Source organism: Nakamurella sp. (assembly GCF_044224575.1).
GTDB lineage: Bacteria > Actinomycetota > Actinomycetes > Mycobacteriales > Nakamurellaceae > Nakamurella.
In genome coordinates this window covers 1-13,615 of record NZ_JBGAKE010000016.1, presented here as the reverse complement: position 1 = coordinate 13,615, position 13,615 = coordinate 1, and the positions used below count along the sequence as shown (strand labels likewise).

12 protein-coding genes, 1 tRNA gene and 1 pseudogene are annotated in these 13,615 nt (G+C 70.7%); 4 read left to right on the top strand and 10 right to left on the bottom strand.

From position 1 onward, the window contains the following. The first annotated feature begins 13 nt into the window (after positions 1–13). On the top strand, positions 14–1,021 hold the full coding sequence (locus ACILSK_RS17520; RefSeq protein WP_395728463.1) for a Gfo/Idh/MocA family oxidoreductase: 1,008 nt from the start codon (positions 14–16) through the stop codon (positions 1,019–1,021). Positions 1,022–1,065: 44 nt separating this feature from the next. Further along, positions 1,066–1,728 (top strand): M23 family metallopeptidase, encoded by a 663-nt coding sequence (locus tag ACILSK_RS17515; RefSeq protein ID WP_395728541.1) that lies wholly within the window; start codon positions 1,066–1,068, stop codon positions 1,726–1,728. Between the two features lie 73 nt (positions 1,729–1,801). Here the strand turns inward: ACILSK_RS17515 and ACILSK_RS17510 are convergent, their stop codons facing one another. After that, on the bottom strand, positions 1,802–2,611 hold the full coding sequence (locus tag ACILSK_RS17510) for a TIM barrel protein (protein ID WP_395728462.1): 810 nt from the start codon (positions 2,609–2,611) through the stop codon (positions 1,802–1,804). A gap of 133 nt (positions 2,612–2,744) precedes the next feature. Between ACILSK_RS17510 and ACILSK_RS17505 the strand changes: the two genes are divergently transcribed. Next, positions 2,745–3,764: a LacI family DNA-binding transcriptional regulator gene (locus ACILSK_RS17505; RefSeq protein WP_395728461.1), complete on the top strand. Its 1,020-nt coding sequence runs from the start codon at positions 2,745–2,747 to the stop codon at positions 3,762–3,764. A 99-nt stretch (positions 3,765–3,863) separates the two neighbouring features. Continuing rightward, positions 3,864–4,786, top strand: a pseudogene (locus ACILSK_RS17500) (Gfo/Idh/MocA family oxidoreductase). A 65-nt stretch (positions 4,787–4,851) separates the two neighbouring features. Here the strand turns inward: ACILSK_RS17500 and ACILSK_RS17495 are convergent. The 9 genes from ACILSK_RS17495 to ACILSK_RS17455 all read right to left on the bottom strand — a co-directional run bounded on the left by ACILSK_RS17495 (position 4,852) and on the right by ACILSK_RS17455 (position 13,589). Then, the gene (locus ACILSK_RS17495) at positions 4,852–5,862 is read right to left on the bottom strand and encodes a hypothetical protein (RefSeq protein WP_395728460.1); all 1,011 of its coding nucleotides are present in this window, start codon (positions 5,860–5,862) and stop codon (positions 4,852–4,854) included. A gap of 274 nt (positions 5,863–6,136) precedes the next feature. Further along, the gene (locus ACILSK_RS17490; RefSeq protein ID WP_395728459.1) at positions 6,137–6,388 is read right to left on the bottom strand and encodes a DUF4242 domain-containing protein; all 252 of its coding nucleotides are present in this window, start codon (positions 6,386–6,388) and stop codon (positions 6,137–6,139) included. A gap of 193 nt (positions 6,389–6,581) precedes the next feature. Next, a complete protein-coding gene (locus tag ACILSK_RS17485) occupies positions 6,582–7,622 on the bottom strand; it encodes a threonine aldolase family protein (protein WP_395728458.1) in 1,041 nt (346 codons plus the stop codon). Positions 7,623–7,668: 46 nt separating this feature from the next. After that, on the bottom strand, positions 7,669–8,385 hold the full coding sequence (locus ACILSK_RS17480) for an SDR family NAD(P)-dependent oxidoreductase (RefSeq protein ID WP_395728457.1): 717 nt from the start codon (positions 8,383–8,385) through the stop codon (positions 7,669–7,671). A 124-nt stretch (positions 8,386–8,509) separates the two neighbouring features. Beyond that, a complete protein-coding gene (locus ACILSK_RS17475) occupies positions 8,510–9,790 on the bottom strand; it encodes a DUF6421 family protein (protein WP_395728540.1) in 1,281 nt (426 codons plus the stop codon). Between the two features lie 680 nt (positions 9,791–10,470). Further along, positions 10,471–10,791: a hypothetical protein gene (locus tag ACILSK_RS17470; protein WP_395728456.1), complete on the bottom strand. Its 321-nt coding sequence runs from the start codon at positions 10,789–10,791 to the stop codon at positions 10,471–10,473. Positions 10,792–10,831: 40 nt separating this feature from the next. After that, positions 10,832–11,806 carry a ribose-phosphate diphosphokinase gene (locus ACILSK_RS17465; protein WP_395728455.1) on the bottom strand — a complete coding sequence of 325 codons (975 nt, stop codon included), beginning with the start codon at positions 11,804–11,806 and terminating at the stop codon, positions 10,832–10,834. 40 nt (positions 11,807–11,846) lie between these two features. Next, a complete protein-coding gene (gene glmU / locus ACILSK_RS17460; RefSeq protein ID WP_395728454.1) occupies positions 11,847–13,352 on the bottom strand; it encodes a bifunctional UDP-N-acetylglucosamine diphosphorylase/glucosamine-1-phosphate N-acetyltransferase GlmU in 1,506 nt (501 codons plus the stop codon). Between the two features lie 166 nt (positions 13,353–13,518). Beyond that, positions 13,519–13,589 (bottom strand) — tRNA-Gln (locus ACILSK_RS17455). Positions 13,590–13,615: the final 26 nt, after the last annotated feature.

The following is a 13,615-nucleotide window of genomic DNA, read 5'->3' as shown; positions in this document are numbered from 1 at the left end:
AGGAAACTTCCCTGTGACAGTGAATGTCGGGGTGATCGGTGTCGGCATGATCGGCAAGGACCACATCCGCAGACTTACCACCGTGCTCGCCGGCGCCGCCGTCACCGGAGTGACGGACGTCAACCTCGACGCGGCCCAACAGGTCGCGGACGGAGTTCCCGGCGGCGCGAACGTGCACTCCAACGGCCAGGAACTGATCGACGACGACGCAGTCGACGCGGTCGTGGTCTGCTCCTGGGGGCCGACCCACGAGGAGTACGTGCTGGCCGCGATCGAGGCCGGCAAGCCGGTGTTCTGCGAGAAGCCGCTGGCCACCACCCAGCAGGCCTGCCGCCGCATCATCGATGCCGAGGTCGCCTTCGGCCGGCGGTTGGTCCAGGTCGGTTACATGCGCCGATACGACGCCGCCTACCGGGCCCTGAAGGGGGTCGTCGACTCCGGCGACATCGGGACGCCGACCATGCTGCACTCGACCCACCGTAATCCGAGCGTGCCCGGCCACTACACCCGGGAGATGGCCATCACCGACACCGCGGTGCACGATATCGACGTGGCCCGGTGGCTTCTCGCCGACGAAGTGGTCGGCGTTCGAGTGCTCAAGCCGCGCAAGAACAGTCTCGGCGGCGAGCTGGAGGACCCGCTGTTCATCCTGCTGGAGATGGCCGGCGGTGCGCTGGTCGACATCGAGACCAACGTGAACATCCGCTACGGCTACGACATCCGCGGCGAGGTGGTCGGCGAGACCGGCACCGCTTCGCTGGGCTCGGGCGGGCCGATCAGCGTGCGCCGGAACAACCTGGTGTCCGATCGGGTGCCGGAGGACTGGCGGGAGCGGTTCATCGGCGCCTACGACGTCGAGTTCCAGGAGTGGATCGACGCCGTAGGGTCCGGTGGCACCTTCGGGCCCAGCAGCTGGGACGGCTACGCGGCCGCGGTGGTGTCGGACGCGGCCGTCGAGGCGCTGCACTCCGGCGAGCGGGTGGCGGTCGAGCTGGGCGAGAAGCCGGCGTTGTACTCCTGAACGGATCGATTCGCCGGCGCCGGCTGGGAGCGACCGTGGTGGGGATGCTGCTGGCCGGCGTTCTCGTGTCCTGCGGGACCTCCGATCCGGATGCTCGTGGATACCTCTTGCCCTGGTCGGGTGGCCGGTCGTACCAGGTGGTGCAGGGTCCGTTGGTGGTCGACCCGCTCGGAACCTGCAGTTCGGGATGCGGCAGCCACCGGGACAAGGACGGGCAGCACGCCTGGGATTTCGATCTGCCGGAGGGCACTCCGGTGCTGGCGGCGCGGGCCGGCGCGGTCGGTCTGGTCGCCGGCAGTTGGCCCGCCGACCATTGCGGCGGGCTCGCTCCGGCCGCCGATCGGCCGCCCGGGTACCTGGTGAACGAGAACATGGGGAATCAAGCCAATCTCGTGCGGATCGACCACGGCGACGGCACCTCGGCGCTCTACCTGCATCTGAGCGCGGTCGACCCGGCCATCGAGGCGAAGGCCAAGACCAACCAGCCGGTCGCGCGGGGCGAGATGCTCGGGCTCTCGGGCAAGACCGGGCTCACCGGGTGCGTGCCGCACCTGCACTTCCAGGTCGAGCAGACCGTGCGCGCCGACTGGTACACGACGTCGCTGCCCATCTCGTTCAGCGATCCGGACGTGCTCGCCCAGAATGCGGACGGCGTGCCGGCCGAGGGCGGCACCTACGTGTCGGGCAACGCCCCGGGCCCATCCTGACCGACGTGCGGCCGGCGAACATCCGGCCGTCCCACGCAGCCGACGTCCCGGTCCGGGGCCTCGGGTGTCGGGTTCAGGGCGTGAACGCCGCGCGGAACGCGTCCAGCGCCGCCTGCGGGTCGCCGGCGGCCCAGCCCTCGAGACCGATGACGCCGCCGTACCCCATGTCGCGTAGGGCCCGGGCAATGGCGGCGTAGTTGATCTCGCCGGTGCCCGGCTCGCAGCGGCCGGGCACGTCGGCGACCTGGATCTCACCGATCACGTCGCCGGCCCGCTGGACCAGCTCGATGAGGTTCCCCTCGCCGATCTGCGCGTGATACAGATCCAGGTTCATCCGCAGGTGGGGGCTGCCGACCGCCTCGACCAGCGCCAGGGTGTCGGTTGCCCTGGCGAACGGGGTGCCCGGATGATCGACGGCGGTGTTCAGGTTCTCCAGAGTGAAGACCCGACCGGCCTTCTCGCCGAGCGCCGCGATCCGCTCGAGCGTGCGCACCGCGGTCACCCACTCCGGTCCGGTGACCACCTCGACCGGCCGCACCGGCAGGCCCTTGCCGTCCAGGCCGGTGCCGTGCAGGTTCAGCGCGGGGCAGTTCAGCCGCTCGGCGATCTCCAGGGATCGGGCGGCGGTGTCCAGGAGCTCGGTGATGCCGTCCGGCTGGGTCAGATTGCCGGCGATGTACCCGGTCATCGACACGATGGACGCGTCCGCTGCGGCGAGGGCGTCGACGTCCTTGACGGTCCAGTCCCAGATCTCCACCAGGAAGCCGGCGTCATGGATGTGCTGGACCCGATCGACGAAGGGCAGGTCGACGAAGAGCATCTCCGCCGATGCGGCCAGCCGGTAGCCGGCCCCGGGAACTGCGCCCGTCATCGGGTTGGTCATCGACCCCTCGCTTCGTCTAGAACGTTATAGTCAAAGCCGATGGTAGGAACCGGGCACGCGGGTTGTCAAGGCAGGCCGCCGCCGGATCCTCTAACGTTCTAGTCGTCGCTCGGCCGGAGGAGGGGAGTCTGCGGTGGTCGGATCGGACAGTCCGGAGCGTCGGCCGACCTTGACCGACCTGGCCAGGGCGGCCGGAGTGTCTGTCGCCCTCGCCTCGATCGTGATGCGCGACGCCCGCGGTGCGAGCGAGGCGACCCGGGCGCGGGTCAAGGCGATCGCCGACGAACTCGGCTACCGGCCCGACCGCCGGGCGAAACTGCTGCGACAGAGTCGCTCCCGGCTGGTGGGCGTGACCTTCGAGGTGCAGCAGGTGTTCCATGGCGACCTGATCGAAGGGATCTACGCCGCGGCCGAACCGGCCGGCTACGGGGTGCTGCTGTCGGGTGTCGCGCCGGGGCGTAGTGAGGCGCGGGCGATCGGGGCGCTGCAGGACGACCGGTGCGAGGCGCTGATCCTGCTCGGACCGCGGATGGCCACCGGTCGGCTCAATGACATCGCCAAGCGCCAGCCGGTCGTGGTGGTGGCCCGGGCGGTGCGGTCGTCGGCGATCGACTGCGTCCGGGTCGACGATGTCGTGGGCATGGGCCTCGCGGTTGCTCACCTGGTCGACCTCGGACACCGGCGCATCGCCTATCTGGACGGGGGAAGTGCCCCGGGTGGCCGGGAACGGTTGCGTGGGTTCGATCTGGCCGTCGCTCGGCACGGACTCTCCGGTGCGGTGGTGCTGCCGGGTGGACCGGGAGAGGAGGACGGGGTGGCGGCCGCCGCCGGTCTGCTGCCCCAGGTCGGGAGGGTCACCGCGGCGATCGCCTTCAACGACCGCTGCGCAACCGGCCTGCTCGACACCTTCGTTCGCGCCGGAATCTCGGTGCCCGAACAGTTTTCGATCGTCGGCTACGACGACAGCCGGCTGTCCCGGATCTCGTACTTCGATCTGACCACCGTCGGTCAGGATCCGGTCGAACTGGCCCGGCGGTCGGTCGATCGGGTGCTCGCCCGGTTGGAGGACGGAGCCACCGACCGGCAGGATCAACTGGTGGAACCGGTGCTGCAGATCCGGGGAACCAGTGGGCCATGCCGATCGCCGGTCTAGAACGTTCTACCGGATTGTCTTGACAAGTCGTCGCAGCCTTCGTAGTGTTCTGCCCGCAGACTAGAACGTTCTAGCATTCAGTGGCTCGAGGAGGAACGCATGACGCAGATCCAGCACGGCCCGGTGCGGGTGGCCCTGATCGGGTCCGGACGGATGGGCTCGTTCCACGGCGAAACGCTGGCGCGCCGGCTGCCGGGAGCGATGCTCGCGGCCGTGGCGGACCCCGCGCCGGGTGCGGCGGAGAGGCTGGCCGCGGCCCTGGGGTCGCCGAGCTTCGCCACCGACCCGGCCGAGGTGCTGGCCGACCCGGACATCGACGCCGTGGTCATCGCGGCCCCGGCCCGGTTCCACACCGACCTGGTGGTGGCCGCCGCCGCGGCCGGCAAGGGCGTCTTCTGCGAGAAGCCGATGGCCCTGACGCTCGCCGACGCCGATCGGGCGATCTCCGCCGCCGGGGCCGCGGGCGTGGTGCTGCAGGTGGGCTTCAACCGCCGGTACGCGCCGGACTGGGCGGCGGCGCGGGCGCTGCTCGACGACGGTCGGTGCGGTTCCTGAACCCCGGCGCCACCGCGGTCGAGGTGTTCGCGACGGCGACCGCCCTGGTCGAGCCGGCGTGGAAGGACCGAGGGCTGCTCGACACCGCCGTCGTGCTGGTCCGTTTCGACAACGGGGCGGTGGGCACCGCCGAGGCGTGCTTCGAGGCGAGCTACGGGTACGACGTGCGCGGTGAGGTCTTCGGCTCCGGCGGAATGGCCACGATGGGCGATGGGCGACGGAGCGGGATGGTGTTCTCCGGCCCGACCGGGGTGTCGGCCGAGACGGTCCGCAGTGATCAGGAGTTGCTGGCCGGTGCGTACACCGCCGAGTTGGCCGCGTTCGTGGACGCGGTGCGCCGGTCAACGGCAGCGCCGGTCACCGGCGCCGACGCCCGCGCCGCGCTCGAGATCGCGCTCGCCGCCGCCGAGTCGGTGCGAACGGGGCACCCGGTCCGCGTTGCCGACCTCGGCCGGCTCGCTGGCTGAGCCCGCTCCGCCCGACCGGGCCGCGCGGAGTGGATGCCGATGCCGATCCCGATTGTGCGGTCGGGTCAGTGCGACCAGTGGTCGATCAAGGCGGCCACGTCCGCGAGGATCACGTCGAGGTCGTGGCGCAGCACGGGAATGACTCCGGTCGGCGGATCGGACGTGGTCGGCGTCCCGCCGCTGGGTCCGGGGGTAGTCGCCGTCGGGGGGACGGGCTCGGCGGCGGCCGGCGTCGGGCCGGCGGGGTCCCCGGATTCGGACCGCAGCACCGCCCGCGCGGCGTTCGTCGACTCGGCCGTCATCGCGGCGAAGTCCGAGTCCGTGGACGTCTCCAGGATCGCGACGAAGTACCGGTCGGTCCAGCCGACCGAATGGATCTGCGCCTGCTCGGCCCACTCCGCGCCGGCGTCGGTCCAACCCTGTTTGGAGCCGTGGTCGCCGGTGAGGGCATTCATCCCGAAGGCCTGGTTCGTGCCGTCCGCCGCGGTTGGCGCGCTGTGCGCCATGGCGTCCAGCAGGACGGGCGATACCGCCGGGTCGTTCGCCATCTCGGACAGGAACCGGGTCTCGTCGTCGGCGGTGATCAGTTCCCAGCCCCAGTCGTGCGGGCCGGTTTTTGGCCCGTTCGCAGTGTGACTCAGTCCGTAGCGGTCGGCCATGGCCGGGACGATGTCGACGTTCCACAGGTCGGATTCGATGTCGTCGTCGGAGTTCTCGATCATCGTGCGCAGGGTCTGTCGCATCTGCTCGTCCGGTTGGCCGTTCGCCCGGCTCAGGTAGTAGGCCGCGGTGAACAGCTTGACGATGGACTCCGAGATGTACTGTCGGCCGCCGCCGCGGTCCGCAACCACCTCACCGGTCCGGCGGTCGACCACCGAGATGCTTTGAATGATGCCGTCGACCGCGGCGTTCGCCACCGACCGGTCGACGGCTTGCTGCAGGGCATCGTCCGTGGTCGTCAGACCGGCGGCTGCCGCCGGCGGGGCGGTGATCGATCCGATGCCCAGCAGGAGCGCCCCGGCGATCGCGACGCGGCGCAGATACGCCGGTCGCGCGGGCCGGGAGGGGCTCCTCACCGCTCCGACCCTGCCAGATGCTCCGAGTCGCGCGAAATCGGCCGAACACGTTCCTCACGGTGGCGGCGGTGCGGTGGTACCGCGGTCGATCAGCGCCGGCTCCAGCAGGATGGTGCGGGCGCCGGCCCGCCCGCGCGGCCGGGGTCGGGATGCATGTCTCGACCCCGGCCGCACACGCGACCCACCGGCCGTCATTCCGCCGACGTCGACGCCGCTCGGTGCGGACAGGACAGCAGATCTGGACCAAGGGCCGTGGTGTCGGCCGCCGTACCGATCAGCGGCCCTCGCTCACGGCGTAGATCTCGTCGGCGACCAGCCCGTGCGCCTCCCGGTGCACGGACGCCGCGGCGTCGGACGAGGGCGCCTCGACCAGGCAGAAGATCTTGCCGTTCACCTCGTCGACCCAGTAACGCAGGTAGTTGACCTCGTGCTCGCCCTGATGCTGCAGGTCGGCCGCGTGGGCCTGGGCGACGTCGTCCAGGGCGACGCTGTCGCCCAGGGTGTGCACGTCCATGAACAGAGCCATGACGTTCCTTCCGGTTTCAGTTGGTGGAGGGGTGATGGACCACTCCATGACACCGGTAGGTACGGCGCCCGCGCATCGGCGGTTCTCCCCATTTTTCCGGCCTCGCCGATGGCGTCCGCCCGCCCGGGTGTGCCCGGCCATGCACCTCATGCCCGCGCACCCCGCGTCTCGTGCCCGAAAGGGACCGCGCCGGTCAGCGGGCGAGTTCCTCCGCCAGGGCCGCGGCGAAGGCGTCGACGTCGTCCTCGGTGGTATCGAAGGCACACATCCAGCGGACCTCCCCGGTCGCCGGGTCCCAGTCGTAGAACCGGAACCGCCGGCGCAGTCGGTCCGCGACCCCGCGGTCCAGGATCGCGAACACGGCGTTGGCCTGGACCGGCTGGGTGATCCGGACGCCGGGCAGATCGCCCACCGCCGTGGCCAGCCGGGCGGCCATCGCGTTGGCGTGCCGCGCCGACCGCAGCCACAGGTCACCCTCGAGCAGGGCGATCAGCTGGGCGGAAACGAATCGCATCTTCGACGCCAACTGCATGTTCATCTTCCGCAGGAAGATCAGCCCGGGGGCAACCTCCGGGCGCAGCGCGACCACCGCCTCGCCGAACAGCAACCCGTTCTTGGTGCCGCCGAAGGACAGGATGTCGACCCCGGCGTCGGTCAGGAACGCCCGTAGCGGAAGGTCGAGAGTGGCGGCGGCGTTGGCGATCCGGGAACCATCGACATGCAGGACCATGCCGTGCTGGTGGACATGATCGGCGATGGAGCGGATCTCGGCCGGTGTGTAGCAGGTGCCCATCTCCGTGGTCTGGGTGATCGACACGGCCAGCGGCTGGGCGCGATGCTCGTCCCCCCAGCCGTAGGCCTGCCGGTCGATCAGCTCCGGGGTGAGCTTGCCGTCCGGGGTCGGCACGGTCAGCAGTTTGAGCCCGCCGACCCGTTCCGGCGCGCCGTTCTCGTCGCAGTGGATGTGCGCGTTCTCGCTGCACACGACCGCACCCCAGCGTGGCGAGACGGCCTGCAGAGAAAGAACGTTCGCACCGGTCCCGTTGAAAACGGGGAAGACCTCGATACCGTCGCCCAGATGGCCGGCCAGCACCTCGTGCAGTCGCTCGGTGTAGACGTCCTCGCCGTACGAGATCTGGTGTCCGCCATTCGCGGCGGCGATCGCGGCGAGAACCTCCGGGTGGGCGCCGGCGTAGTTGTCGGAGGCGAAGCCACGCTTCGTCGGGTCGTGCAAGGTGTTCACTGTTCTGTGACTTTCGAGAGGACTTTCGAGTGGGTGGTCAGGAGTCCAGGGTGATCCGGGCGCCGTTCAGTTCGGCCGCGTCGGCCTCCCAGAGTTCGACGATGCGGTCGGCCAGGTCGCCGACATCGGTGAACCCCGGGAACCTGCGGCCGGGGCTCTCGGCGCGCATCTGATCGGTCACCAGGGCCTTGATCACGAAGATGACCGCGGCGGCCCCGTCCTCCGACCCGGAGGTCGACGTGCGGAACGAATCGGCCAGGGCCGACATCCACGCCTCGGCGGCCGCCTTGGCCGCGGCGTAGTTCGCCGAGCCCGCCGACGGCTTCGCCGCGGCTCGGGCGCTGACGATCGCAACCCGGCCGGCCGGCGCGCGGACCAGGTCGTCGTGGAACGCCAGGGTGGTGTGCCGCAGGGTGTCGATCAGGCTCGCGGACAGGAACTGCCAGTCCGCCTCGGTGTTGGCGCCGAACGAATCGCCGCCGCGCCAGCCGCCGACCAGATGGATGAGCCCGTCGACCCGGCCCTGGCCGCCCCGGATCCGGGCCGCCAACGCGTCGACGGCGTCGCGATCGGAGAGATCGGCGGTTTCGACCACCAGGCCCGGCAGCCGGTCGGCCAGCGCAGCGAGCCGCGCGGGGGAATGGCCCACGGCCACCACCGTCGCGCCGGCCGTGCGCAGCGCGGTGCACGCGGCAACGCCCGCGGGGCCCGCCGCTCCGGTGACGACGACCACGCGACCGTCCAGGGTGCTCATGTGCCGCATCCTATGGGCCGGGTGGAGGCATTGCCCCGCCGCGGCGGCCACTGCTCGCCGCGGACCATCGGGTCGCGTAAGACGGCCGGATGGCCCCCGGGTCCATCGGGGCCGACCGGCCGCGTCACCCGGTGATGCCCTTGGTCGCGGCGATCACCGGCGAGAGCTTGCGGGACAGCGCCTCGTAGAACATTGACAGTGGGAACTCGTCGGGCAGGACGGCGTCGGTCAGCCCCTTCGGCGGGCCGTCGACCGGGAGCGCGTCGACCCCGCGGGCCCACACCGATGCGGCGTGTGGTTCCACGGTTTCGGAGACCAAGGCGTAGGCCGCCAGCCAGTGATTGATCTTGGGCCGGTCGATCGAGCGCCAGTAGAGATCCTCGATCCGCCGGCCGAGTTCGAGGACGGAGTCCGCCACCCGGGACCATTCGACGGACAGCCGGTTGTCGGTCCAGTGCAGCACGCCGTGCCGGTGCAGCCAGGCGAACAGCAACTGGCCACCGAGGCCGTCGTAGTTGCGGACCCGGGTGCCGGTGATGGGGAACCGGAAGATGCGGTCGAACAGGATGGCGTACTGCACCAGCCGGGCGTGCGGGGCACCCTGCTGCTCCAGCGTCACCGACTCGCGGAACGCCGTCAGATCGCAGCGGAGCTCCTCCAGTGAGTACAGGAAGTACGGCATCCGCTGCTTGATCATGAACGGGTCGAACGGCAGGTCGCCGTGCATGTGGGTGCGGTCGTGGATGAGATCCCACATGACGAAGGTCTCCTCCGTCAGCTGCTGGTCGACCAGCAGCCGGGCGGCGTCCGGCGGCAGGGCCAGGCCGGTGATCTCCGCGGCGGCGGCCACCACCCGGCGGAACCGGGCGGCCTCCCGATCGGCAAAGATCGCGCCCCAGGTGAACTTCGGAACCTCGCGCATGGCCACGGTTTCCGGGAACAGCACGGCCGAGTTGGTGTCGTAGCCGGCGGTGAAGTCGAGGAACCGGATCGGCACGAACAGCTTGTTCGAGTAGTCCCCGGCTTCGAGGTCGGCGACGAAGTCCGGCCAGATCACCTGCACCAGAACGGCTTCGATATGCCGGTCGGGGCTGCCGTTCTGGGTGTACATGGGGAAGACCACCAGATGCTCGCGGCCGTCGGTCCGGGTGCGTTCGGGGTGGAAGGCGACCAGAGAATCCAGGAAGTCCGGCACGGCGAAACCGCCGTCGGTCCACCGGGTGAAGTCCTTGACCAGTGCCGCGAGGTAGTCGGTGTCGTGCGGGAAGTGCGGGGCCAGCTCGACGACGGCCTCGGTCAGCGTGTGCACCGCAGCGCGGGCGGCGGCGTGGGTGTCCGGGTCCGGGACGGATCCGTCGGTGGCCTGCACGGCCTGCATGTCTGTGACGGCCTGCTTGAGCCGCAGCCACGCCGGATGCGTCGCGAGCGGGGAGCCGTGACCGTTGCGGTCGGGGGTCGTCCGGCCGGCGACGAAGGTGATCGCGTTGAACAGCAGCTCGTCGAACGAGCGGCCGGCGTCGGGCCGGATCGCCAGGACGACCGCGCGGCGTTCGCCGTCGTCGGACACCGCGACCGCCGGTTCCCCGGCCGCGCGCAGCGGAGTCCAGGCCGGCTCGGCAGCGGCCACGGTGCCGGTGGCGGTCAGCTCGGCCGGATCGACCCGGGCGAGCAGGTCGATGCCACGACCGGGCCCGTCGTCGACGGTGGCCGCGGTGACCGGGGCGTCGGTGGGAGTGACATCGACCTGGCGGCCGGCGGGGAAGGATCCGCCGCTGACCTCGACGACGGCCCCATCGGTGCGGACCAGCACATCCGCGCCGGCCGCGTCGTCGGTCAGCCGGTAGCCGTGGGCGACGACGATCGAGCGCATCCGGGCCGCGGCACCGTCCACAGCCGGGCCCTGACCATCCGGCACCACCATCACCGTTGGAAACACACTCATCAATATCGCCTCCTTGCCCAAGAATTTCCTTCACTCAAGCGTATCGGCGGGAAGTTATCCGGTCAATGTGAAGAGATCGATGCCCACCAGCGGCCGGGCGACGGGGTCGCCGAAGGGCGGACAGACGGAGCGGGGGACGGTGGTCAGCGGTCCGATGTCCTGGGGGCCCGGCGCCACGGATACACGGCGACGCCGACGGCGACCAGACTCAGCAGGTCGACCAGGTGCACGCCGTGCCCGCCACCGATGCGCAGGACCACCGGTCCCTGCCAGTCCTGGTCGGGCAGGGGCCACAGGATCGCGCCCACGATCAGGACGACCCGGCCGTACCAGCGGCCGCTCCGGATGGTCAGCACGGCACCCAGCACCATCAGGGCGAACGCGAGCAGCGCCAGGCAGGTGGCGCCGGGCTCCTCGTGGAGCAGGGGATCGACCCACCACCGCCACGAGTCGGGGACCTTCATCGGATCCGCCCGCCCGCCCCGGCCCCCCGTGGCACTCCGGTCAGCTGTCGAACAGCGAGGTGACGGACCCGTCCTCGAACACTTCGTGGATCGCCTTGGCGATGAGCGGGGCGATGGACAGCACCGTCAACTGCTCGAACTGATGGGCCGGCGGGATGTCCAGGGTGTTGGTGAGCACCACCTCGATCGCGCCGGAGTTGGCCAGCCGTTCGGCGGCCGGATCGGACAGCACGCCATGGGTGGCCGCCACGATGACCTTCTTCGCCCCGGCCTCCAGAACCTGCTTGACCGCCTTGGAGATGGTGCCGCCGGTGTCGATCATGTCGTCGACGACGATGCAGGTGCGGCCGTCGACGTCACCGACGACCCGGTTGGCGACCACCTGGTTGGGCCGGCTCGGGTCGCGGGTCTTGTGGATGAAGGCGATGGGGGCACCGCCGAGCCGGTCGGCCCAACGCTCCGCGGTGCGGACCCGGCCGGAGTCGGGGGAGACGACGGTCAGGCTGTCGTCGACGTACCGGGCGCCGATGTACCCGGTGAGCAGCGGCTGCGCGAACAGGTGGTCGACCGGGCCGTCGAAGAAGCCCTGGATCTGATCGGTGTGCAGGTCGACGGTCATCAGCCGCTGGGCGCCGGCGGTCCGCAGCAGGTCGGAGATCAACCGGGCCGAGATCGGTTCGCGGCCGCGGTGCTTCTTGTCCTGCCGGGCGTACGGGTAGAACGGCAGCACCACGGTGATCCGCTTGGCCGACGCGCGCTTGAGCGCGTCGATCATGATCAGCGTCTCCATCACCCAGGTGTTGATCGGTACGCCGCACGATTGGATGAGAAAGGCGTCTGAGCCGCGCACCGACTCCTCGAACCGCACGAAGATCTCGCCGTTGGCGAAGTCGTAGGCCGACTGCGGGGTGACGCTGACGTCGAGGTACTTGCCGACCTCGTCGGCCAGCTCCGGGTAGGCGCGTCCGGAGAAGAGCATCAGGCTCTTGCGGGTGGTGATCGACAGAGAGTTCACGCCGGACGATCTCCTTGGGCCGAGGGGCTGATGCGCGGGTTCATGGCTCGTCGCGGGTGGGGAGCCGAACGGGTTCGTCGGCGAGGGCGGCCTGGGCGGCGGAGGCGGCCTTGGTGCCGACCCGCTTGCGCAGCACCCAGCCCGGCGCGACGTGCTGCCGGCCCCGGGCCACGCCCAGGTCCCCGGGACCGAGGTCGTCGGTGACGGTCGACCCGGCGGCGACGTAGGCCCCGTCGCCCAGGGTCACCGGGGCGACCAGGGTCGAGTCGCTGCCCACGAAGACCTGGTCACCGATCACCGTGGGGTACTTGTGGTCGCCGTCGTAGTTGGCGGTGATGGTGCCCGCGCCGATGTTCACCCCGGCGCCGATCGTGGTGTCGCCGATGTAGGACAGGTGCGGCACCTTCGAGCCGGGCCCGACGACCGACTTCTTGATCTCCACGAACGCGCCGGCCTTGGCCCTGGCCTCCAGCACCGCGCCCGGCCGCAGGTAGCTGAACGGCCCGACGGTGGCGTCCGGCCCGATCGTCGCGCCGTCGGCGTGGGACCGGACCACCGAGGCGCCGTCGCCGACCGTGCAGGCGCTCAGCGTGGTGTCCGGGCCGATCGAGCAGCCCGCACCGATCGTGGTGCCGGCGGTGAGCTGGGTACCGGGCAGGATCTGGGTGTCCGCGCCGACGGTCACGTCGGCGTGGATCCAGGTGGTGGCCGGGTCGTGCACGGTGACGCCGGCGAGCTGGGCCCGGCGGACCAGGCGGGCGTTGAGCACCCGGGCCAGGTCGGCCAGCTGCACCCGGTCGTTGACTCCCTCGGTCTCCACCGCGTCGTCGGCGTGCACGCTGCCGACCGGCCGGCCGTCGCTCTTGGCGATCCCGACCACGTCGGTGAGGTACCGCTCGCCGGCGGCGTTGGCATCTGATAATCGAGCCAAGCCGTCCGCCAAGACTTCGCCGTCGAACGCGTACACCCCGGAGTTGATCTCGGTGATGGCCCGCTGGGCCGGGTCGGCGTCCTTCTGCTCGACGATCTTGAGCAGGTTCCCGGCGTCGTCGCGGACGATCCGGCCGTAACCCGTCGGGTTCGCGACGGTGGCGGTGAGCACGGTGACCGCATTGCCGCTGGTGGTGTGGGCGTCGGCGAGCTGTCGCAGGGTGCTCGGCTGCAGTAACGGCACATCGCCGTAGGTGACGATGACCGTTCCGGACAGCTCCCCGGTGACCTCAAGCGCGCAGGCGCAGGCGTGCCCGGTGCCCTTCTGCTCGTCCTGGATGGCCGTGACCACCTTGGGCAGGTCGGGGGCGTCGGCGAGATAGCCGCCCACCTCGTCCCGACCGTGACCCAGAACCGCCACCAGGGTGGTGGGGTGCAGCGCGGCGGCGCTGGCCAGGGCGTGCCAGATCAGCGGCTTGCCGGCCAGCTCGTGCAGCACCTTCGGTCGGCTGGACTTCATCCGGGTGCCCTGACCGGCGGCCAGCACGATCACGGCCGCGATAGTGGCGGCGGGGGTGGCCGAACTGGTGGTGGCGCCGGCTGGCCTGGGGGGCACGGCTCATCCCTCCTGCGAACTGCTTCGCGGACTGTGGCGGCCCGGTCGACGACGGCTCCGACTGCGTACCGCCGCAGCGGCGAGGGTACGACCCCGATGGTAGTCCGGGCTCGACGAACGACTGACCGGTGCCGCGCGACGGTGCGCGGCCGGGGACACGCTGACGCTCCGCCGCCAGGATTCGAACCTGGACCATTGGAACCAAAATCCAAGGTGCTGCCGTTACACCACGGCGGATCGCAGTGGTCATCCTCTCATGGGCC